The sequence below is a fragment of the Chryseobacterium hilariae genome, assembly GCF_051400735.1.
Taxonomy (GTDB): domain Bacteria; phylum Bacteroidota; class Bacteroidia; order Flavobacteriales; family Weeksellaceae; genus Chryseobacterium.
This window is the reverse complement of record NZ_JBLFFJ010000003.1, coordinates 214,322-236,915: the sequence shown is the minus strand read 5'-3', so window position 1 is coordinate 236,915 and position 22,594 is coordinate 214,322. Positions and strand designations below refer to the sequence as shown.

At 37.0% G+C, this 22,594-nt stretch carries 18 protein-coding genes and 2 tRNA genes; 9 read left to right on the top strand and 11 right to left on the bottom strand.

Going from position 1 to position 22,594, the window contains the following annotated elements; all coding sequences use genetic code 11:
- Positions 1-185 precede the first annotated feature (185 nt).
- On the bottom strand, positions 186-1,415 hold the full coding sequence (locus ACMGDK_RS10600; RefSeq protein WP_436807922.1) for an ABC transporter permease: 1,230 nt from the start codon (positions 1,413-1,415) through the stop codon (positions 186-188).
- Between the two features lie 4 nt (positions 1,416-1,419).
- Between ACMGDK_RS10600 and ACMGDK_RS10595 the strand changes: the two genes are divergently transcribed.
- Positions 1,420-2,616 carry an exo-beta-N-acetylmuramidase NamZ family protein gene (locus ACMGDK_RS10595; RefSeq protein WP_436807921.1) on the top strand — a complete coding sequence of 399 codons (1,197 nt, stop codon included), beginning with the start codon at positions 1,420-1,422 and terminating at the stop codon, positions 2,614-2,616.
- 104 nt (positions 2,617-2,720) lie between these two features.
- On the opposite strand, the gene ACMGDK_RS10590 is transcribed toward ACMGDK_RS10595, so the two are convergent.
- From ACMGDK_RS10590 to ACMGDK_RS10570, 5 genes are all read right to left on the bottom strand, one after another.
- A complete protein-coding gene (locus ACMGDK_RS10590; protein ID WP_436807920.1) occupies positions 2,721-2,927 on the bottom strand; it encodes a hypothetical protein in 207 nt (68 codons plus the stop codon).
- 4 nt (positions 2,928-2,931) lie between these two features.
- Positions 2,932-3,552, bottom strand: a complete 621-nt coding sequence (locus ACMGDK_RS10585) for a DUF3575 domain-containing protein (protein WP_436807919.1) — start codon at positions 3,550-3,552, stop codon at positions 2,932-2,934.
- A complete protein-coding gene (locus tag ACMGDK_RS10580) occupies positions 3,553-4,728 on the bottom strand; it encodes a thioredoxin family protein (RefSeq protein ID WP_436807918.1) in 1,176 nt (391 codons plus the stop codon). It lies immediately after the preceding gene.
- 1,012 nt (positions 4,729-5,740) lie between these two features.
- Positions 5,741-5,813, bottom strand: a tRNA-Phe gene (locus tag ACMGDK_RS10575).
- A 138-nt stretch (positions 5,814-5,951) separates the two neighbouring features.
- The gene (locus ACMGDK_RS10570) at positions 5,952-6,314 is read right to left on the bottom strand and encodes a winged helix-turn-helix transcriptional regulator (RefSeq protein ID WP_436807917.1); all 363 of its coding nucleotides are present in this window, start codon (positions 6,312-6,314) and stop codon (positions 5,952-5,954) included.
- Positions 6,315-6,454: 140 nt separating this feature from the next.
- On the opposite strand from ACMGDK_RS10570, the gene ACMGDK_RS10565 reads away from it, so the two are divergent.
- Together ACMGDK_RS10565 and ACMGDK_RS10560 are read left to right on the top strand one after the other, a co-directional pair.
- Entirely contained in the window at positions 6,455-7,393 is a 939-nt protein-coding gene (locus tag ACMGDK_RS10565; protein ID WP_436807916.1) for an alpha/beta hydrolase, read from the top strand.
- Positions 7,394-7,411: 18 nt separating this feature from the next.
- Entirely contained in the window at positions 7,412-7,978 is a 567-nt protein-coding gene (locus tag ACMGDK_RS10560) for a cysteine hydrolase family protein (protein ID WP_436808263.1), read from the top strand.
- 97 nt (positions 7,979-8,075) lie between these two features.
- Here ACMGDK_RS10560 and ACMGDK_RS10555 read toward each other — a convergent pair.
- The 3 genes from ACMGDK_RS10555 to ACMGDK_RS10545 form a co-directional block, all read right to left on the bottom strand.
- Positions 8,076-8,148, bottom strand: a tRNA-Phe gene (locus ACMGDK_RS10555).
- Between the two features lie 107 nt (positions 8,149-8,255).
- Positions 8,256-10,097 carry a bifunctional lysophospholipid acyltransferase family protein/GNAT family N-acetyltransferase gene (locus ACMGDK_RS10550; protein ID WP_436807915.1) on the bottom strand — a complete coding sequence of 614 codons (1,842 nt, stop codon included), beginning with the start codon at positions 10,095-10,097 and terminating at the stop codon, positions 8,256-8,258.
- 22 nt (positions 10,098-10,119) lie between these two features.
- Positions 10,120-11,358, bottom strand: coding sequence for an aspartate kinase (locus ACMGDK_RS10545; RefSeq protein ID WP_436807914.1), 1,239 nt, complete (start codon positions 11,356-11,358; stop codon positions 10,120-10,122).
- A 325-nt stretch (positions 11,359-11,683) separates the two neighbouring features.
- On the opposite strand from ACMGDK_RS10545, the gene fbp reads away from it, so the two are divergent.
- Positions 11,684-12,700 carry a class 1 fructose-bisphosphatase gene (gene fbp / locus ACMGDK_RS10540; RefSeq protein ID WP_040998657.1) on the top strand — a complete coding sequence of 339 codons (1,017 nt, stop codon included), beginning with the start codon at positions 11,684-11,686 and terminating at the stop codon, positions 12,698-12,700.
- A complete protein-coding gene (menC, locus tag ACMGDK_RS10535; RefSeq protein ID WP_436807913.1) occupies positions 12,700-13,719 on the top strand; it encodes an o-succinylbenzoate synthase in 1,020 nt (339 codons plus the stop codon). The genes fbp and menC overlap by 1 nt, the downstream gene beginning before the upstream one ends.
- Before the next feature lie 383 nt (positions 13,720-14,102).
- On the opposite strand, the gene ACMGDK_RS10530 is transcribed toward menC, so the two are convergent.
- A complete protein-coding gene (locus ACMGDK_RS10530) occupies positions 14,103-15,230 on the bottom strand; it encodes an alpha/beta hydrolase (protein WP_436807912.1) in 1,128 nt (375 codons plus the stop codon).
- 155 nt (positions 15,231-15,385) lie between these two features.
- On the opposite strand from ACMGDK_RS10530, the gene ACMGDK_RS10525 reads away from it, so the two are divergent.
- From ACMGDK_RS10525 to ACMGDK_RS10515, 3 genes are all read left to right on the top strand, one after another.
- Positions 15,386-17,059, top strand: coding sequence for a glutamine--tRNA ligase/YqeY domain fusion protein (locus ACMGDK_RS10525; RefSeq protein WP_436807911.1), 1,674 nt, complete (start codon positions 15,386-15,388; stop codon positions 17,057-17,059).
- A gap of 276 nt (positions 17,060-17,335) precedes the next feature.
- Positions 17,336-18,505 (top strand): MFS transporter, encoded by a 1,170-nt coding sequence (locus tag ACMGDK_RS10520; protein WP_436808262.1) that lies wholly within the window; start codon positions 17,336-17,338, stop codon positions 18,503-18,505.
- Between the two features lie 62 nt (positions 18,506-18,567).
- Positions 18,568-20,598 (top strand): TonB-dependent receptor, encoded by a 2,031-nt coding sequence (locus ACMGDK_RS10515; RefSeq protein WP_436807910.1) that lies wholly within the window; start codon positions 18,568-18,570, stop codon positions 20,596-20,598.
- A 56-nt stretch (positions 20,599-20,654) separates the two neighbouring features.
- Here ACMGDK_RS10515 and ACMGDK_RS10510 read toward each other — a convergent pair whose 3' ends face one another.
- Positions 20,655-21,620: a YpdA family putative bacillithiol disulfide reductase gene (locus ACMGDK_RS10510; RefSeq protein WP_436807909.1), complete on the bottom strand. Its 966-nt coding sequence runs from the start codon at positions 21,618-21,620 to the stop codon at positions 20,655-20,657.
- Positions 21,621-21,738: 118 nt separating this feature from the next.
- On the opposite strand from ACMGDK_RS10510, the gene ACMGDK_RS10505 reads away from it, so the two are divergent.
- On the top strand, positions 21,739-22,383 hold the full coding sequence (locus ACMGDK_RS10505; protein ID WP_436807908.1) for a hypothetical protein: 645 nt from the start codon (positions 21,739-21,741) through the stop codon (positions 22,381-22,383).
- Positions 22,384-22,594 lie beyond the last annotated feature (211 nt).

Genomic DNA, 22,594 nt, shown 5'->3' with positions numbered 1-22,594 from the left:
TTTACGTGAATGGTGAATTGTTAATAATGAATTTTTACTTAGGTCGTTGAATTGGATTGATTGCATCCTGTTCATTAATAATTGTATAAAGTGAATGGTGAATGGTGAATGGTGAATTTTTAAACTAAAATAGAATTGATCACTGTTTTTATCATTGACAGTTGACTCCTTCACATTTCACATAGTTAGTTATATTTAATCGCCTTCACCGGAGATATCTTGCTGATCAGGTAGCTCGGAACGATCAGAGCCAGCCCGGAAATAAGCAGAATTCCCAATGAAATGGAAATAATGGCAACAGGGTTAAGATCTACCGGAACTGTACTTACATAATAGTTCTCAGGATTAAGCTTAATGATGCCGAAAAACTTCTGAATCAGAATCAAGCCCAGACCTATGGCGTTACCATACAGAAGTCCCGGAATCATGATGATCAGTGTATAATTGATGAACGTAGCTCTTATCTGTGAATTGCTTGCTCCAAGTGTTTTTAAAAGTCCGATAGAATTAGTTCTTTCAATGATCAGAATTAGAAGAACCATGATGATATTGATCACAACCACGATCAGCATAATGATGATGATCAGGGCAATATTGGTGTCAAAAATACTGATCCAGTCATTGATCTGCGGGAATTTTTCCGTTGCTTTTTCAGCATAGTTTTTGTAGCCGATCAGTTTTTCAATTTCTGGAAAATCTTTGTCGATGTCATTTACATTTTTAAAAAATATATCAAGACCACCTATTTCATCCGGCTTCATTTCCTGAATTTTTCTTACATGATTGATTCCGCCGATAACGAACTGCTCATCAATCATTTTAATATCAGTTTTATAAATTCCTATGACTCTGAATTTACGGTAGATCGGCTTCTGATCTGCTTTTGAAAATACGGTAACAATACTGTCATTTACTTTCAGGTGAAGATCATTAGCAATCTTCTGTGAAATAGTCACATCATTATTAAAGCCATTCTCTGTTACCTTAGGAGTAGTACCGGCAACCAGGAATTTTTTGAACCTCAGACTGTCAAAATCCTTTCCGATTCCTTTAAATATAATGCCTGAAAAATTGTGCTCATTACGCATAATTCCCGTTACTGTTGCATACTTCTGAACACTTTCTACATCAGGAAGAGTTTTAATTTTCTGAATATTCAGTCCCTGATTGTCAAGAACAGACGTATTGTAAGAAGAATTGGACCTTGTAGACCGTACCGTAACGTGCCCGCTGAAATCTGCCAGTCTCTCTTTGATGGCTTTCTTTGAACCGAAGCCCGTAGCTACAGTAATTAAAGAAACAATGATCCCCAAAGCTACAGAAAGCCTGCCGATGAAGATGATAACTCTCGAAAGGTTATTTTTGTTATCTTTGGAAAACGCTATTTTTCTAGAGAAATATAAAGGAAATTTCAAGCTTATGAATTTAGATTTCAAAATTAAAAATTTACTTCTTATTTGCCTAATTTTTTTAGGTGTATTCAACCAATATTATTCTCAGGTTCAAGATCAGCCGGATTTCAAAACCGGTGCAGATCAGTCAGAGCTCTATCTGCCGCTGCTGAAGAATAAGACAATAGGCGTGGTGACCAACCAAACAGGACTGATGAGTGATAAAAACCATGTCGTAGATTTTCTGGTAAAAAATAATATTAAGATCAAGGCGATATTCGCTCCTGAACACGGCTTCAGGGGAGATGCAGATGCAGGGGAAAAAGTAAAAAACGGGGTAGATACCAAAACAGGAATCCCGATTATTTCCTTATACGGAAACAATAAAAAACCAAAACCTGAGCAGTTAAAAGGAATTGATATTGTAGTTTTTGATATCCAGGATGTTGGTGTCAGGTTCTATACTTATATCTCAACTTTAGCCTACCTGATGGAAGCCGGAGCCGAAAATAATGTAGAAATAATGGTGCTGGACCGCCCGAATCCACACGATGGTTATACAGATGGGCCCGTTTTAAAGAAAAAATGGTCAAGCTTCGTAGGAATGCACGAAGTTCCTGTAGTCTACGGATTAACGATAGGAGAGTATGGGAAAATGGTCAACGGTGAAAAGTGGCTGAAAAATGGAGTCCAGGCAAAATATACCCTGATTCCTATGAAAAATTATCACAAAACGCAGCGTTATTCAACCTTAGATAAACCTTCCCCGAATCTGCCTAACGATAAATCTATCAATCTATACCCTAGTTTATGTTTTTTTGAAGGAACCCAGGTTTCTGTGGGAAGAGGTACTGATCTGCCATTCCAGATCTATGGTTCTCCATGGACGCAGAAATTTCCTTATCAGTTTACGCCAAAACCTAACTTTGGAGCAAAAGACCCTTTTCTAAACGGAAAACTTTGCTATGGTGAAGATCTTTCAGCCTATCCGAAAGATCTTAGAGAACTGAATCTTGAGTGGCTTATCAAATCTTATAAAGGCTATAAGAATACAAAGCAGAACTTCTTCCTCGAGAATTTGTTCTTCGATAAATTGGCCGGAACAGATGAGTTCAGAAAACAGATTATAGCCGGGAAATCAATTCAGGAAATCAAGGCTTCATGGAAAAGTGATCTGGAGAAATTCGAAAAGATCCGCCGTAAGTATGTTGTTTACAAAGACTAAGATTAAAAGTCAATTGTGAATTTGGCTTCGCCTGTCAATTGAGAACCTATAGATCATAAAATTCACTGGCGAGGCCGAATTCACAATTGACCATTCACTTAATATCAATCAAAATTCTGCGGAGGCTTATTGTCATTCTTACCTTTATTAAGAATGAAAAGCCCGAGTGATAAACCTATAACTCCTGCAAAAGCTGTCATCAATGCTCTTTCCAGCCTGTCGGGCAGGCCATTTCCGATATAATTCATTAAAAAAAGAATCACAAAAGTGATCACTGAAATGATAATATGATTTTTTCCGAACAGTTTCATGCTGTTATTTTAATTTATAAGAAATCATGACACCTCCTCTGTAAGGAAGGATTTCTCCGCTTTTGTTGTATCCTTGAGCTGATTCATACCGTTTTCCGGTAGTACGATCGTATCCTTTATAGAAATCTGTGGATGAACCAATAGTTGCATACACATCTATATTCCATCTGTCAGATACTTTGAACTGATATCCTACGGTAATGCCAACTAAAAATGAAAATCCTTTTTGATATAGATTAGATTTAACAAATACTTCATTTCGGTCATTGGTATAGGCAACATCCTTCCAGTAATTCCATTTCTGAAGGACAAATGAAGATACCCCAACATTAGCTCCAACATACCAATGGCTGAATGCTTCATTGAAATAATACCTTCCCTCCAAAGAAAGAGAATAATACTGAAATTCATGTCCTGCAAAAGACTTCCATGGAGATACCAGAACGTCGCCCTGCATCGTGATCTTTGAAGTTAATTGCTTTTCAAGACCGATATTGATAAGCCCAATTGGAGCCAGAAGTGCATTTTCTTTGATATATAGACTTTTTTCCTGTTGTTCCTGGGCTGTCAGCATTACTGCAGACAGAAGTGTGATAGATGTGGTGAGAAATTTGTGTTTTAGCATTTATTTTATTTGTTTCAATAATTCTTCTGCGAGTTTGGAGTCTTTGCTGGTCTGAACGGCCATATTTTTAGACATTTCTGCGTAGCTTTTGGCCATTTCCTTATTTCCGGTAAGAAAATAAAGCTTGGCAAGAATGTAAGTGTTTTCAGGTGTTTCGCCACGCATTACAGATTTTTCTGCCCATTCTGAGGCTTTCTTTAGTGATGCGGGATTTTTGATGTGATCACTGAATACCCATGCCGCTCTCAGCAGTTCATTAGGTTCAAATGCATCGGAGTTTTTATAATATTCCAAAGCTGCTTTTTCGAATTCGGGGAAATTGGCATTCTGCTCATAATAACTGAGCTTTGTCTGATTCAGTTTGGATTGTGCAAGCTGCTTTCCTACTAACGGTTCAGCCGTTTTCATAAAATATTCGTCATTGATCTTTTTATTTTTATCATCAATAGACTGTTCAACGATTTTTGAAAGCTTCAGCTGATTGTCAAATTCATTGTAAGTTTCTTCCGGCAGATATTTAATAATTTCAGCTTTTCTTGCTGTAAATGTACTGTAGTTACTATCTTCCGTTGATTTTAGGAAAAATAAAAGAAAGCCTATTTCCTCTTTAGAAATTTCTTCTGTTTTCTTTTTGTTTTCAAAATATCGGTTGGAAGCTTTTTTAGCGAAGTCGTAATCTGAGGAAGAGTTCAGTTTCATAATATTGATTAGGAATTCCGGATCTTTCTCTCCATTGGCAAAACGTTCCTTTAAAGAACCCTTTTTGTTGCCTGCAGAATTAATATCCTGGGCCATGGCCACAAACATGCTTTGCTCCATATAACCGGAATTTTGAGAAACCAGCTCACCTTCGCCATTCAGGAAAAGATAAGTAGGATAGGAACGTACACCGTATTTGGCAGCAATTTCCCTTCCTTCACCTTTTTCCATATCAAATCTGGCATTGATGAAATTGGTGTTGAAATAATCTCCGACAGGTTTCTGAGTAAATACATTTTTCTCCATCATCTTGCACGGTCCGCACCAGGAAGCATAGGCGTCGATGAAAACAAGTTTTTTTTCTTTTTTTGCCTTTGCTATAATGTCTTTGAGCGGTATTTCCTGGAACTGTATGGCTTCCTGAGCCAGTAGAATAACAGAGCAGAAAACAAATACCCCAGAGATGATCTTCTTCATTTTCAAATTAGATTTATAGGCGAAGATAGTTATTTTCCAAAAAATAGACGATGGATTTGGCCAGCAAGGCTCTATATTAACGAACTTTAAGATTGTTAAGAGTCTGTAATTAGTAGTTTTGAAAAGGTATATGAATCTTTAGAAAATGAACTTAATAATTCTGGGCTTATTAGTGGTTATACAGGAATTGTTTGGTTCTATCTATATTTATGTAAACATGGAGCCTTCGAACTAGACTCAGATCTTGTAGATTCTTTCGATGAATTTTTTGTAAAAAGTACCATTACTGGAAAAAGAAAATGGAAACTATGATTTATTCTATGGCTTTTTAGGATATGCTGTTTATTTTTTGCAAAAATCTAAAATGGGACTATCTAAAAAATAATAATCATCTTAATTTTTTTGTAGATTCTTTGGAAGAAATGGCTGATTGTTATTAATTTTATTGAAACAAAATTTTCCTAATTTTAAAAGTAATGTTTTTTAAAAATACATTCAATTCTCCGTAGCCTTTACCGATACAATTTTTTGTTTTGCGTATATCTTTTGTTGGTAGTTTAATTACTTTAGAATTTGATCTAACCTGAACATTAAGCGGCATCTTCTGTCAACTCCTATTTTATCCTTTCTTAGGATAATTAAAATTGAAATGATTTTTTCATAATCTTATTTTTAATTTTTAATTCTGTAAGAATTTTTCTTGCTTTCATTTACATTAACTCTCCTAAAAATTAAAAAAGGAGCTCCGAAAATCAGAATTATTGTAATTCTGGAATAGAGTAGTTGCTTTATTAAAATTTTCAGATTTTGGAAATTTAATCCCTTGTCATATTTGACTCAAAATAGGAATTTGGTTACAAAATTTCCCTCTTGTTTTGGGCGGGGAATTATAGGGGGAATAAATCTGGGTAAAGAATACTTTAGAATACTACAAACTTTCGGTAATATTTGGTTACGTATAACAAAAAAGCCCCTATTAAAGGGGCTTTGAGTATTTTACTCGTGAATGTTGTGGTTTCTCCAGGAATCGAACCAGGGACACATGGATTTTCAATCCATTGCTCTACCAACTGAGCTAAGAAACCAATTGTTTCGTTGTTTAACGTGGGTGCAAAAATAGAACTTTTTGCAATATTGTGCAAATTTTTTATAATTAATTTCAAAGTATGTGCAAAGATATCTTTTATGATTTGTATTTGCTTAAAAATCAAGACAGTCATTTTTTATGAACCTTTCTTAATTTTCTTATGATCTTCACCCCATATTTCCAATTGATCTAAAACAGGGATCAGCTGTCGCCCGATTTCCGTTAATTCATATTCTACTCTTGGAGGAACTTCTGCATAGACTTTTTTTAGAACCAGTCTTTCTTCTTCCATTTTTTTGAGCTGCATGGTCAGCATTCTTTCACTGATATTTGGGATGCTGTTCTTGAGTTCGGAAAATCTCAGTTTTCCTGTTTTCAGGCAGTAGCAGATTGAAAGAATCCACCGGCCGCTGATCAGGTTTACGGCATATATTTCAGAACAGCTAAGTTCCAGACCTTTTTTATTTTCATGATTGGTTGATGATTCTTTAATGCTCATACTTACTTTTTTGTTCGTTCCGCACAATTCATTGAGTGTTTGGAGACCCGATATTCATCATATAAATTTACAAAAATAAAAAGATTGACAGTTGAGCCAAAACTTAAAATTCGTTCATCCAAAACACATTACATAATACAATGGATTTCAATAGAATTGATAAAGACTTGAAGAAAAGTATAGATAGTTTTCCGTTTTCATTGGAAATCAATAAAGCTGAATTTCTTAATAATCCGGAAATTATTCAGAAAGAAAAAGAAGCATTTGCAAGGAATAATCCGCTTAATAGACCGGATAAAATCAATGTTAAGGATGCTTTCATAAAAAGCTCCTTGGATGACCATTCAATAAGACTTCATATTTACCAGTCTGAAGAATTTGATAAAAACAGAACCACCATTTATTTTCACGGAGGAGGATATGTCTTTGGCCTCCCGGAACAGGTAGATAGCCAGATGTTTGAATTAGCAGAGCATCTTAATGCTACAATAATTTCGGTTGATTATAGGCTGTCTCCGCAATATAGATTTCCCATTCCGGTATTGGACGGATTTGACTCGCTGGAGTGGACCATTGAGCATGGTGCGGAACAGCTGGGAATTGATCCGGATCATGTTGTTGTTTTCGGGGCAAGTGCCGGCGGACATCTGGCTGCGGCTGTTACCCAAATGGCTAATGATAAGGGAATAAGAAATATAAACCACCAGTTTTTACTATATCCGGTGATTCATAATAAGCTTAATACCTTTTCCATGAATGAATTTACAGATACACCTTTATGGAATAAAAAATATGCAGAAACTGCCTGGCTTCATTTTTTGGGAAGTGATAAGGATAAAAGTATAAAGTATGCAGATCTTACGAACTACAATGTCTTTCGTGATCTTCCAAGAACAACTATAGTAGCCTGTGAACTGGATCCTTTAAGGGATGAGAATATTGAGTTTTCCCAGCTTTTATACCGGGCGGGAGTTAAAACCGAGCTGTGGGTAATACCGGGAGCACTGCATGTATTTGATCTGTTTGATTCTCCTTTAAATGACAGATATAAGGAATTTCTTTACAGCCGTATGTTTTAACCAAATAATATATAAATGATAAAATTACGAGATAAGAGACCAGCTCTGATGCTGATTGATATTCAAAAAGGATTTTTGGATGAAGAGTATTGGGGTGGCAATAGAAATAATAAAGATGCAGAAAAGATCAGTGGAATATTGCTGGAAAAGTGGAGAGAGTTAAGGCTTCCTGTTTTCCATATCAGGCACAGCTCTGTGAATCCGAAGTCTAAATTGCATGAATCGAACCCAGGTTTTCAGTTTAATGATCTTGTTCTGCCTCAGAATGATGAACCTGTCATTACAAAAAATGTAAACAGTGCCTTCATCGGAACGGATTTAAAAGGAAGACTGGACGAACAGGATATTAATAGCTTGGTGATCGTAGGAATAACCACCAATCATTGTGTTTCAACGACGACAAGGATGGCTGGAAACTTTGGGTATGAAACATATGTAATTTCAGATGCAACAGCAGCATTCGATAGGATAGGGATAAATGGCGAGAAATATAATGCTGAACTGATTCATATGACGGCACTTGCCAATTTAAATGATGAATTTGCTTCTGTTTGGGAATCAGAAAAATTATTAAAAGAATTGTAGAATTAGTTCAAAATATTAGTGCTAATTTGTGTTTAAATATTTTTGAAACCTACCCATAAAAACAAAAAAACCTCTAAATAAATTAGAGGTTTTCAAGTGGTTTCTCCAGGAATCGAACCAGGGACACATGGATTTTCAATCCATTGCTCTACCAACTGAGCTAAGAAACCATTATATTTTTGTTGACTTACTTCGTTGTTTTAAAGTGATGCAAAAGTAGTAAGTTTTCCTATATGAAGCAAGTATTAACCGTACTTTTTTAAAATAAAAATAAAACCTACTGATTTTCAGCTGAATTATTTTCCTGCTCTTTTCTGATATGGTCGCTCATCTCCTCCAATACAGGCTTTATCGTACTTTCCGGAAGATCACTGATTCGGATGTACATCAATCCGTCGATAGCATCATTAAAGTTCGGATCTACATTAAAAGCAATCACTTTCGCATTCTGCTTAATGTATTTTTTGATCAGAACGGGTAACCTTAGCTCAGGTTCAAGGTCATCAATAATCTTGTCAAGCTTATTCAGATCAGATTCCATTTCCTCAAAGAAAATATTTTTATCCCGGTCGCGAAGCTTTACTTTGTACTCATTTCTCGGCGTGATATATTGTGCAACTGCTGAATCAAAGTAGTTCGAGCGCATGAACTCAATCATCAGAGATTTTGAAAACTCAGAGAATTTATTGGAAATACTTACGCCGCCCATCAAAAACTTATGGTCGGAGTTCCTTAAGCATACATGAACAATTCCCCTCCATAAAAGAAAAAGAGGAAGTGGCTTCTGCTGGTACTCCTCACAAATGTAAGCGCGGCCCATTTCGATCACTTTTTTGAAGAATGGATGGATATCCTGCTCAAACTCAAATAAAGAGCTTGTATAGAATCCTTTGATGCCGTATTTCTTCATAACTTCCTTCCCCAAAGCCATTCTGTAGGCTCCGGCAAGCTTCTCCGCACTGCTGTCCCAAAGGAAAAGATGATGATAATGCTTATCATATTCATCAAGGTCAAACGGAAGATTACTCCCTTCACCCACAGCACGGAAAGTAAGTTCTCTCTGACGGCCGATCTCTCTCATCACAGAAGGAATTTCCTCGTAAGTCGTGAAATAGATTTCGTAATTTCCGTTACTGAATAGCATTTTTTCTGTCCCTTTCAAGCGGTTGATGTCTTTTAGGATGTCTTCCGTGGGAGTTTCATCAATGATATTCTGGACGATATTTTCTTCTCTTAAGAGTGGGAATTTTAACGTTAAATTTTTAAGGTTGATGCTTTGGGCCAATGATTTTCTCTTTTCGTAGTAAGATTTCATCATATAAACCTTACGCTTCAGAAATTCTCCTAGCTCTTCAATGGTTTCCATTTCATCCATTGCCTTTACGGTAATGGGCTTTCCTATTCTGATCCTGATTGGTTTTTCCCTGTCATTCATCATTTCCGCAGGAAGCATCAGCGTCTGTAAACTTGGATGAAGTTTTGCAACCTGATAAAACAGCCTGCTGTTTTTAGCATGAAAATACAGAGGAACTACCGGTACTTTAGCCATTCTGATCAGCTTAAGAGCGGGTTTCTCCCAGTCTCGGTCAAGAATTTCTCCGTAAGGATTATTCTTATTGGATACTTCTCCTGCCGGGAAGATACCTACGCAGCCTCCGTTCTGAAGATGTTTCAGAGTTTCACGCATTCCCGAAGTGCTGCTGTAAGCTTCCTTTCTGTTTTCGAAAGGATTTACAGAAATTACGTACGGTTCCATAGGTTTAATCTTTTCCAGAAGGAAATTCCCCATTACTTTAAAATCCGGGCGTACTTCAGAAAGAATCTTACACATTAAAATCCCGTCAATAGCACCCAGAGGATGGTTCGAAACCAGAATAAACGGTCCGGTTTTCGGAACTTTTGCCAGATCTTCTTCAAAAGCAACATAGCTTAAGTTCCTTTCTCTTACAAATGAGTCGAAAAAATCCTTGCCTACCTTATCTTTTAATTTGTCGTATAATCTATTAACTTCATTTATTTTGGCAATACTCATCACGGCCGATGCGACCGGGTTTTTAAGGAACCCAATTTTGCTTAAGCCGGAAGCAGTGATAAGATCGTTTTTCGAAATTAAACTCATATGTGTTTAGTCGCAGTTAAAATTATTGTGTTACCATTTGAACCGTATTTTTGGAAATCTGTTCCAATAATACATTTTTTTCCTGGTAAAATTTGTCAATATGATCCATCTTCGCATTTCTTACTGTGAATAAAGATACATTTTTAACCGCTTTGGTTTTAAATATTTTTTGAAGTTCATCATTAAGCTCATCCACCTGGTTGAACTTATCTTCCAGGCATAAAGCCAGTGAAATAGCAGAGTTCTGCATCAGAGATACCTTGATCTTATATTTGGAAAGATATCCGAAAATAAGACTCATATGGTCTTCTGCAATAAATGAAAAATCTCTTGTTGAGATCTTTAAAAGAACCTGGTTTTCTTTTAAGATATAAGATTCCTCATGTTGGTTCTTATCTGAAGCTCCAACCTTAGTTCCTCCTTTGGTAGGATCTACAAAAGATTTTACATAAAAAGGAATATTTTTTTGCTGCAGAGGCTGCAACGTTTTCGGGTGAATGACACTTGCCCCGTAATAAGCCATCTCAATGGCCTCTTCATAAGAAATATTGGAAAGAAGAGAAACATCACTGAATTTTCTTGGATCCCCTGTCATCACTCCCGGAACATCTTTCCAGATCGTCATGGCATCAGCATTCAGGCAATACGCAAAAATAGCGGCAGAGTAGTCAGAGCCTTCTCTTCCTAAAGTTACTGTAAAATTATTGTCGTCAGAACCGATGAATCCCTGCGTTACATAACAGATATCCGTATTTAAAGTTGAAATAAATTCCTCTGTTTTTGCCCAGTCTACCATACCTTCCCTGTAAGAACTGTCGGTTTTGATATAATCTCTGGCATCCAGCCATTGATTGGTAAACTGAATTTCGTTCAGGTATTCACTCAGGATTTTTGTAGAGATCATTTCCCCACAGCTTACGACCTGGTCATAGACGAAGCTGTAATTAGGAGATTTATTTCTTCTTAAGAAAGAATCGATGTCATCAAAAAATATATTGATCTCAGCAAAAACTGCATGATTTTCAGGAAACAGACCTTCCGCAATCTCGATGTGTTTTCGTTTTATCTTTTCAATCTCAGTTTGATAGTTATCCTTCTTGAAATAAAGTTCTACAACCTTTTCCAATTCATTTGTCGTTTTGCCCATTGCTGAAATAACCAGCAGACACTTGGCAAATCCCTGGCTTTGTAAAACCATGGACACATTTTTTACACTCTCGGCATCTTTTACAGATGCTCCACCAAACTTGAAAATTTTCATTAATTTGTTAAAAATAAAATTGTTAGATTAAAAATTACATGAGTTTTTTACGGACGTCAAAATTATAAATTTACAACGAGATATGAAAGTTTCTGGCGGTTGGATAGGATTAAGATTTAATTAAAATTGATACATGATGAATATTATCAGAATATCCTTGATTTATTGTCATCAAATGGGGATTAATTATGCAGTGCTGATTTTAAGTCTACATCATTGTTGGCTTTGTATTGTGTTGAAAAACAATCGTTAAGGTCTTTTCTAATAAAAGCTTTCTTTCTCCGATAAATTTTCCGAAATTTGGGGAAAACGTAAAAAGAAAAATATGTCAAATCAACCATTACAGACTTTAGGAGAATTTCTTATAGATAAACAGGACGATTTTCAGTATTCTACAGGTGAATTTTCCCGTCTTCTGAGCGCCATAAGATTGGCTTCAAAAGTGGTAAACAGAGAAGTAAATAAAGCCGGAATTGTAGATATAACAGGAGCAGCCGGAAATCAGAATATTCAGGGTGAGGAACAGCAGAAACTTGATGTAATTGCCAATGAAATTTTTATTACGGCTTTGTCTCAGAGAGAGGTTGTTTGTGGTATTGCTTCAGAGGAAAATGATGATTTTATTGACATTAAGTGTGGTGAAAACGGTCATTTAAGTAAATATGTTGTTCTGATTGATCCTTTGGACGGATCTTCCAATATTGATGTGAATGTTTCCGTTGGAACTATTTTCTCTATTTACAGAAGGGTAACAGAACCCGGAACTCCGGTTCAGCTGGAAGATTTTCTTCAAAAAGGGATCAACCAGATTGCAGCAGGATATGTGATCTACGGCTCTTCTACCATGATCGTTTATACTACCGGAAACGGAGTGAACGGATTTACTCTGGATCCTTCATTGGGAACCTATTATCTTTCTCATCCTAATATGACATTTCCTACCAATGGGAAGATTTATTCCATCAACGAAGGAAATTATATCAAATTCCCTCAGGGTGTGAAAAACTATCTTAAATACTGCCAGATGGAAGAAGGAGACCGTCCTTACACTTCAAGATATATCGGCTCTTTAGTAGCAGATTTCCACAGAAATATGCTGAAAGGAGGAATTTATATTTATCCTTCGTATTCACAGGCTCCAAACGGAAAACTAAGATTGCTGTACGAATGCAATCCTATGGCATTCCTTGCTGAACAGGCTGGAGGAAAAGCTACAGACGGATTCAGAAGAATTCTTGAAGTAGAGCCTACAGAGCTGCATCAGAGAATTCCTTTTTTCTGCGGAAGTATTCAGATGGTGGAAAAAGCAGAGGAATTCATGCGGATTGACAGTGTAAAATAATGAAAGCAAAATATTTCAGATATTTATTAGAATTTAAACGCCCGAGCGGAACGTCTCGCGGCGTTTTGCATGAAAAAGAAACCTTTATTCTCGAAATCCAAGAAAACGGGAGAGCAGGAACAGGGGAGTGTGCAGTATTCAGGGGACTGAGTTTCGATGACAGGCCGGATTATGAAGAAAAGCTACAATGGCTTTGTGAAAATATTAACCGGGATTATCTGTATTTAAAAGAAGAACTGAAAGAATTTCCGTCTATATGGTTCGGGTATGAGCAGGCAGTTCTGAATCTGAAATACGGAGGCCATCTGTATTTTCCAAGTGAATTTACCGAAGGAAAATCTGCTATCATGATTAATGGGCTCATCTGGATGGGAGATATTCAGTATATGGAGGAGCAGATCCGGGAAAAGCTTGAAAAAGGATTCCATTGTATCAAATTGAAGATTGGCGTTGACTGGGAATCTGAACACAAAATTCTTCAAAAATTAAGAGAAAAATTCTCAAAAGAAATGTTGGAGCTTCGTGTAGATGCGAATGGCGGATTTAATAAGGAAGAAGCACAAACTGTTTTGCAGCAACTTGCAGATCTTCATATTCATTCTATTGAGCAGCCTATCAGAGCTGGAAGCTGGAATGATATGGCATTTTTATGTGCCGAAACTCCAACTCCCATTGCTTTGGATGAAGAGCTGATAGGTATTACAGATCCTGTTGAAAAGAGAAAACTTTTAGAAACAATTAAACCGCAGTATATTATTCTTAAACCTGCATTGATTGGTGGGTTTGCCGGCTCAGATGAGTGGATCTCACTTGCAGAAGAGCAGAATATTGGCTGGTGGATCACCTCCGCACTCGAAAGTAATATAGGGCTTAATGCTATCGCACAGTATACATTTACAAAAAAAAATCAGATGCCTCAAGGTTTGGGAACCGGATCTCTATTTGTAAATAATTTTGAATCTAGTTTAGAACTGAATAACGAGCTGCTCCGTTTTAAAATATACAAAGAAAAGAATTAAATCTCTGGGCAAACAAGGTTGTTCATATGCTCAGAGATTGTCTATCTTCATTTGAGATAAACTTTCTTTTACATCCAAATTACGGATATTACAAATAGCTTCTTTAAACTAATAAAGAAGATGTAAGATCTAGAAATAGGAGCAAAGTAGTGTTAGGGTCGGATAATTTTATTTTATGGGTTGCTATTCATTTATTAAATCACGTCTTTTACAAAAATTGCTTTCTTAATATATCTCACTATGTAAGAAAACTTGTTTTTAATTCTTTTCATGATAAAATATTTTATTTCTCTTTAAAATGATTTACAATCTTCATGCCATTTGAAGTGATAGAAAAAAACTTTAACATATAGTTAATTTTATAGGAATTTTTTAATTAATTGTTAAGAAATAATTGTGAAAATATTTTCGTTATTTTTTAGTCTACCTATGATTAAATTTCTATCAATCCCATATAAATTCTGAAAAATATCATTTTGAACCATTGAGCTGGAAAGATATCTCCAATGATTTCCGATCTCATATTTGAGGCTGTTCAGGATATCGTCCTCTACAAAAGTACAGTCGATAATAGAAACAATATCCTTCAGTTTCTCAATATCGCTGGGGCCGTTTTTGCCTAATCTGGGAGTCATGATGTTTTTAGTGAATTGTGAAATTCCCAACACAGTATCTTTTCTGTTCAGATAAATCGAAATACGGTTGGCCAGAAGCGGGAGCTTATTAAATGAATCCTCAGAATTTTCAAAGACCTTATACGTTACATCAGCATTTAAAAGCAGGACCTGATCGATAACGCGGAGGATATTTTCTTTTTTAAGGCTGTACAGCATACTTTGAAGCACCCTGTTTCCAAGAGAATGAGCCATCAGGTGTACCCTTTGATTGCACGGAGCAAGGTCGCGGGTTGAAAAAATATCTTTTAAAAACTGGGTGTAAAAATAAAACAGCCGCATCAGCGATGATCCCGAATTAATACTTGATGCCTTATCATCAAAATAGGTGAGGGGAACAATACTGCTTGAAGCAGGCCAGCTCACAAAAAGAATATGTTCCACAGGTGATGCCGGATTATCAATAAACAGTTTTTTAAGATCAATAATCGCTCTTAATTCGTCATCAAAATCATACGCATAACCATGAATGAAAATCAGAACATCACTTCTTTCCTTCGTGGAAGACATATTCTTATACAATTCATAGAACATTCTTTGGGTTCCTCCGAGATTATCGGCTGTCAGTGATGAGGTTTTTATGCCTTTTTCATTCCGTAAAACTTCTAGGACATCTTCATAGCCCGGCTTTTCCGGCTCAGAAAATAATTTGTAATTTAAAATACCTCGGTTGGTATAACCTTTCTTCTTTTTGGCTGCAGTAGGCTCTTTGTAGGTGTCAAAATCACATTTTGCGATCCTGAAATTGGGAATAGAGTATTCATCATTGGAAAATGAATCTGTTTTTTCGCCTTTGTGACGGACGATCTTACGATTGCTTAGGATATAAACAGCCATAGTGAATAAATTTTGTGATTGGTCTTAGTTCTATCTAAGTTAGCTATAAATAATGAATTTATTAGTCTTTCAGCATTTAGATTATCATTTCCGTAAGCCCTAAATTTTCCGTAACTTTGTCAAACTTTTTTTGCATACAATAAAAGCTAATTTAAATGGAAGAAGAAAAAAAATCACTCAATTTTATTGAGCAAATTATTGAAGATGATATGGCAAACGGTCTGAAAAAAGAACAGATCCGTTTCCGTTTTCCCCCTGAGCCGAATGGTTACCTGCATATTGGCCATACTAAAGCTATCTGCATCAACTTTGGGCTGGGCGAAAAATACAACGCTCCCGTGAACCTTCGTTTTGACGATACGAATCCTGAGAAAGAAGAGCAGGAATTTGTGGATTCTATTAAAAAAGATGTTGAATGGTTAGGTTTCAAATGGGATAAAGAGCTGTATGCATCCGATTACTTCCAGCAGCTTTATGAATGGGCCGTACAGATGATTAAAGACGGGAAAGCTTACGTAGATGAGCAGCCATCTGAAGTGATCACGGAGCAGAGAAAGAATCCTGCGGAGCCGGGAATAGAGTCGCCGTACAGGAATCGTCCGGTAGAAGAATCTCTTGACCTGTTCGAAAGAATGAAGAACGGAGAATTTGAAGAAGGTTCAATGTCTCTTCGTGCGCAGATCGATATGGTGTCCCCGAACATGAATTTACGTGATCCTGTGATGTATAGAATCCTGAAAAGGCCTCACCACAGAACAGGAACGGCATGGAAGATCTATCCGATGTACGATTGGGCACACGGTGAATCAGATTATCTGGAGCAGGTGTCGCATTCATTGTGCTCATTAGAGTTTGAAAATCACAGACCGCTATATAACTGGTACCTTGAGCAGGTATACGACGAATCTAAAATAGCTCCTAAGCAGAGAGAATTCGCCAGAATGAACGTCTCTTATATGATCACCTCCAAAAGAAAGCTTCAAAGGCTGGTTGCTGAAAAAGTAGTAACAGGATGGGATGATCCTAGAATGCCTACCATTTCCGGAATGAGAAGAAAAGGTTTCACGCCGGCATCAATCAAAAATTTCATTGAAAAAGTAGGGGTGGCCAAAAGAGAAAACCTGATAGAGATCCAGCTGCTTGATTTCTGTGTGCGTGAAGACCTGAACAAGGTGGCAAAGCGTGTGATGGCAGTCGTAGATCCGGTAAAACTGGTTATTGAAAATTATCCTGAAGGTAAAGAAGAATGGCTTGAAACTGAAAATAATCCTGAACAGGAAAATGCAGGGACAAGAGAAGTTCCTTTCTCCAGAGAATTATATATCGAAAGAGAAGACTTTAAGGAAGAGGCTAATAATAAGTTCTTCAGACTGAAATTAGGAGGGGAAGTTCGTCTGAAATCAGCTTACATCATCAAAGCAGAAAGGGTAGAAAAGGATGAAAACGGTGAGATCACTACGATCTATGCAACCTATGATGAAAAGAGCAAATCCGGAAGCGGAACCGAAGAAAGCCTGAGAAAAGTAAAAGGTACACTTCATTGGGTATCTGCAAAGCATGCTATTCCGGTAGATGTAAGAATTTATGACAAACTCTTTACTGTAGAACAGCCTGATGCAGAAAAGGATGTAGACTTCCTGAATTTCATCAATCCTGAATCGGTAACAACTATTAAAGGATTTGCTGAACCGAGCTTAAAAGATGTTGCTGTAGGAGAGCCACTTCAGTTCCAAAGAATCGGATACTTTACAAAAGACCAGGATTCTACAGATTCTAATTTGGTATTTAACCGTACAGTAACATTGAAAGATTCTTTTAAACCGGAGTAATCTTACAATGATTAATATAAAAGCAGGACTTATTGAAAGTCCTGCTTTTTTGTTTAAGTATTACTTTAAAGATCATTTTATATTAATTCTCTTTCATGTGTTATATCCTTGTCTCTATCAATATGATTGATAAAAAAAGTGCCTTTTAAAAGGCATTCTTGGCCAATTTGCTTATTTTTGCACCTCACTCGAATTTCTCCCCCAAAAAAATAATATATTGTGAAATTAATTAGCGTATATACGGGTTCTTTCAAAGGACTCTCAGAAGAAAGCTGGATGCTGGCGCTGGTCATGCTCATCAATCGTGCAGGTTCTATGGTACTTCCGTTTTTGGGAGTGTATATGACAGGGCATCTTCATTTCAGTATTGAAAATTCAGGAATTATTCTGAGCTTTTTTGGAATAGGTTCCGTACTGGGATCATGGTTGGGAGGATTAATTACCGATAAAATCGGAGAATACCGTGTCCAGAGTCTGAGTTTGCTTCTGAGTGTGCCTTTATTTTGCCTTATTCCACTTTTTAAGACAGAAGTGGGGCTGGCCGCGATTATTCTGATCCAAAGTATTGTGAGCGAGACTTTCCGTCCTGCCAACTCAGTAGCGATTACGAAATATGCGAAACCTGAAAATATTACCAGGGCTTTTTCACTCAACCGGATGGCTGTAAACCTTGGGTTTTCCATCGGCCCTGCATTGGGAGGTATACTATCCGCTATTTCTTATGAATTTTTATTTTTCAGTAATGCCCTGGCCGCACTGCTGGCCGGTTTGATGTATATCCGGTTCTTTGGAAAACGTAATAAGCTGGCCTCATTGAAACCGAAAAAAGTAAAAGAAGCCATTGCTGTTAGAAAAGAAAATTCTCCATACCGCGATGGGAAATTCCTGCTTTACTGTTTCTTCTGTATGTTGTTCGCCATCTGTTTTTTCCAGTTATTCAGCACACTGACTATTTTTTATAAGGATACCGCACATCTAAGCCAACAAAGTATCGGATATATTCTGGGCTATAGCGGCTTTCTTATTGTACTCCTGGAGATGGGCTTTGTACAGATTGCAGAAAAATATTTCAACCTTGCCTTTACTTTGTTCATAGGAACTGTATTATGTGGAGTTTCTTATGCAATGCTGGTCTTTGATCATTCCATTTTTACACTTGTTGTTTCCATGACATTGCTGTGTATTGGCGAGATTTGGACGCTTCCGTTTATCTCTACAATAACAGCCCTGCGTTCTGGTGAAAACAATAAAGGAGCTTATATGGGAATGAACGGAATATCTGTTGCTTTAGCTTTTATTATTACACCATATGTCGGGACCATGACCGCAGATAAACTAGGCTTCAATACCCTGTGGATAGGAACCGGAGTATTGGCTGTGGGCATTGCTGCCGGGTTTTATTTTGTGATTCCCTGGATGCTTAAGAAAAGGGAGATTAAAAGCTAAAATATTGCATGTTTTTACAATACGCATAAAATTACAATAAAAACTTTGCTAGCTTTGTGCTGATGACGAGATTATTAGCATTCTTTTTTATTCTCACCGTGTCGTTTTTCTTTTCGCAGAAAAAGGATACTGCTGTTCTGATATCTGAGGTGAAAATTGATGCTTATAAGAAGCCGGTTCTTTTTATGGCCTCTACGAAATCCGTTTCTGTTGTTTCTGAAAATCTTCTGGGGCAGAATCCTCCGGAAAGACTTCTGGAAGCTGTCAATCAAATTGCGGGAGCCAGAATGGAAGAGCGTTCACCGGCCAGCTACAGGATATCAATCCGTGGAAGCACCCTGAGATCTCCTTTTGGCGTACGGAATATCAAAGTCTATCTGGATGATTTCATTTTATCTGATGCTTCCGGGAATACTTATTTTAATATCATATCCCCGAAACTTATCGACAGGATGGAGATCTATAAAGGCCCGGAAAGTGGAGATTACGGAGCTGTGACCGGTGGAACGGTGCTTTTGCAAACCAGGAAATCAGATCATTTATCTGCCGGAATTTCTATAGGAAGTTACGGCACTTTCGAACAGAATTTTGATATTGCCAGCGAGAAAGGAAAACATTTCTTTGAAATTTTTCAGAATTATTACCAGACAGACTCTTACCGTGAGCAATCAGCCGTAAAGAGACAGCAGATCTATCTTAAAGATCATTTTAAATATGCTTCCGGAGCTTCACTGAATGCTGTACTATTGGTTTCTGATCTGGATTATGAAACCCCGGGCGGACTCACCCTGCAACAGACGGAATCTGACAGGAAACAGGCAAGGCCATCTGCTGGCGAGCTTCTGGGCGCAAAAGAACAGAATGCAGGAATCCGTAATAAGATGGTTCTAGCAGGAATTTCACATGAGACTGCCATTAACCCAAATTTTTCACACTTTATTTTAGTACAGGGTTCTTATGTGGATTTTAAAAACCCTTTCATCACGAATTTTGAGACCAGATTTGAAAGGAATTTTGCCTTGAGGACCCATTTTAATTATGAAAAAAACTGGAACAACATATCCTTGGCGTTGAGGTTAGGATTTGAGGGTGGAAATCAAAATATTCTGGTTAAGAATTATAACAACAATAAAGGAATGCCGGGCAGCCCTCAGAATTTTGATCAGTTGAAAAATAATTCTGGCTTTTATTTTCTGTCACAAAAACTGAATTTTAATGAAAAGCTTTTTACCGATATTTCAATAAGCTTAAATTCAAATTCCTACGAATGGGAGAGGATGTATCCGGTTTCAAATGTGGGTCGTGTGAAATTTAAGGAGCAGTGGCTTCCGAACTTGGGAATTACTTATCTGCTGGGAAAAGGTTTTTCAATAAGAGGAAAAATAGGAAAAGGAAATTCAGCTCCTACAAGTGAAGAGATCAGGTCTTCCAATCAGGAGTTTAATGTTAATCTTGTTCCTGAATATGGGTGGAATAAAGAGATTGGTTTCAGAAAACAGTTTGGAAATATTATTTTTATTGAAGGAAGTTATTTTGATTTCAGGATGAAAGATGCCATTGTACGAAGACAAAATGAAAGCGGACAGGAATATTTTGCCAATCAGGGAAATATCGCCCAGAAAGGGGTAGAAATTCTTTTAGAGTCTAAAAATTTTAATCTTAAGAATGAAATATTAAGCAGCTTTAAGTTTCGGTTTTCCGGAAGTTTTTATGATTTTAAATTCAGAAATTATAAACAGCTGGAGAAAGATTTTTCAGGAAATGAGGTTACAGGAGTACCGGACACAACGGTAAACAGCTTATTCAGTTTTGTTTTTTTTAAAAATCTTACTGTAGACTATTCTCATTACTATATCTCAAAAATACTTTTGAACGATGCCAATTCTGTCTGGTCAAAACCAAGCCTGGTAAGCAATATCAGGTTAGGATTTCCAATACAGATTGATAGGGCAAAACTGAATCTATATCTACAGATTCAGAACCTTTACAATACGGATTACGTTGCCGGTTTTGATATCAATGCTTTTGGAAGCCGTTTCTATAATCCTGCTGCAAAAAGAAACTTTATCTTCGGAGCCAATGCTGAATTTTAGCAAACTGTAATTACAGCATAATTCGCAAAATTGGATTAAAATCTACCAAGTGATAATTACTTCTTAGAAAGTATATTTCCAATAATCATCTGCGCATGAACGCGTGAGTTCTCAATAAACCAAAGATGCGTATCCTTTCCTCCGCAGACAACACCGGCCAGATACAGATTCGGAACATTGGTTTCCATGGTTTCCGGATCGTATAGCGGATTCAGGCAGTCGCCTTGCAGTTCCAGCCCGGAATTTCTTAAGAACTCGAAATCGGGAAGATAACCTGTCATGGCAAGAACAAAATCATTTTCAATTTCGTTAACCTGCCCGTTTTCATCTTTAAAAATGACGGAATTTTCGGTAATTTCTATTATTTCTGAGTTAAAATGAGCTTTGATGCTTCCTTCTGCAATTCTGTTTTCAATGTCTGGTTTTACCCAATATTTTACACTTTTGGAAATTTCGGAATGACGGATGATCATGGTTACATCGGCTCCTTTCCGATAGGTTTCCAGAGCTGCATCCACCGCAGAATTACTTGATCCTACTACAGCCACTTTTTGCTTTGCATATGGATAAGGCTCCGTATAATAATGCTTCACTTTAGGAAGATTTTCTCCCGGAATATTCATCAGATTCGGGATGTCGTAGAATCCTGTGGAAATAACAACATTTTTGGCTCTATAAACTGATTTGGAAGTTTCAATATCAAAGACATCTCCGGTTTTGGAAACCCTCAGGACTTTTTCATAGAGATTGATATTGATGTTCCTCTGTCTGGCGATTCCCTGATAATACTCCAGAGCTTCCTGTCTCCCCGGCTTGGGAGCAGTAGAAATAAACGGAATACCATCTATCTCCAGTTTTTCCGCCGTGGAGAAGAAACGCATATATAAAGGATAATGATATAAGGAATTGACGATAGTTCCTTTTTCTATGATCAGGTAAGTCAGATTGTTTTTCTGGGCTTCAAGGGCACAGTTGAGACCTATAGGCCCGCCTCCGATAATAAGGATGTCTAAAATTTCCATAGAACAAATTTACTCAAAAGCACTTTATTAAACGGAAAATTGACAACAGAACTTATCTATCATAGGTATTGTATTGGCATCAGTTTTGGTGTTTTTTATGAATTAAAAAATTGAAAAGATGAAAAACTTCATTATTCCGGTATTGTCATTAACCTTGTTAGCCGCTTGTAAGAAAAATCCGGAAAAACCTGTTCCGAATGTGATAGATTCTATGGCCCAGGCCAAAGAAAAGAATATTGAGACGGCAGCACAGAAGAAAAAAACAGATGAAGTAGCTGTAAAGACAGCTAACGATGGGATTTTGCAGGCTTTGAAAAGTAAAGATTATAAAACTTTTGCTTCATTTATTCATCCGGAAAAAGGAATCAGCTTCTCAATGTATGGATTTGTTAATCCAAAAGAAGACAAGCATTTTTCCAAAGAGGAGTTTGTGAAATTTCAGCCGACAAAGACGGTATTTACCTGGGGCGCTCAGGATGGTTCAGGAGATCCATACAAAGCAACGATCAATGATTATTTTGCAAAATGGGTCTTCTCTAAAGATTTTACCACTGCACAGTATTCATTGAATAAATTCCAGGCTGGCGGGAATTCACTGAATAATTTAAAGGAAATATATCCCGGTAAAGATTTTACCGAAAACTATATAAAAGGTACCGAAAAGAATGGCGAAATGGATTGGAAGACTATCCGTTTTGTCTTTGAGGAATTCCAGGGAAAACAATATCTGATAGCCGTTGTCAATGACCAATGGACGATTTAATCTAACCTGTGCTTAAAGGCTTGAAACTGGAAGAGAGAAGCCGGAAGTTACTAATCTTTGTAAATGAATGATGCTTCGACTCCGCTCAGCATGACACTTTCTAAACTTATAGTTATTTATTAGAGATGTCATGCTGAGCGGAGTCGAAGCATTTATGGCATTGTATAATGATCCTGAGAATTAACAGGTTTCTTTCCTATCAGAAAATTTC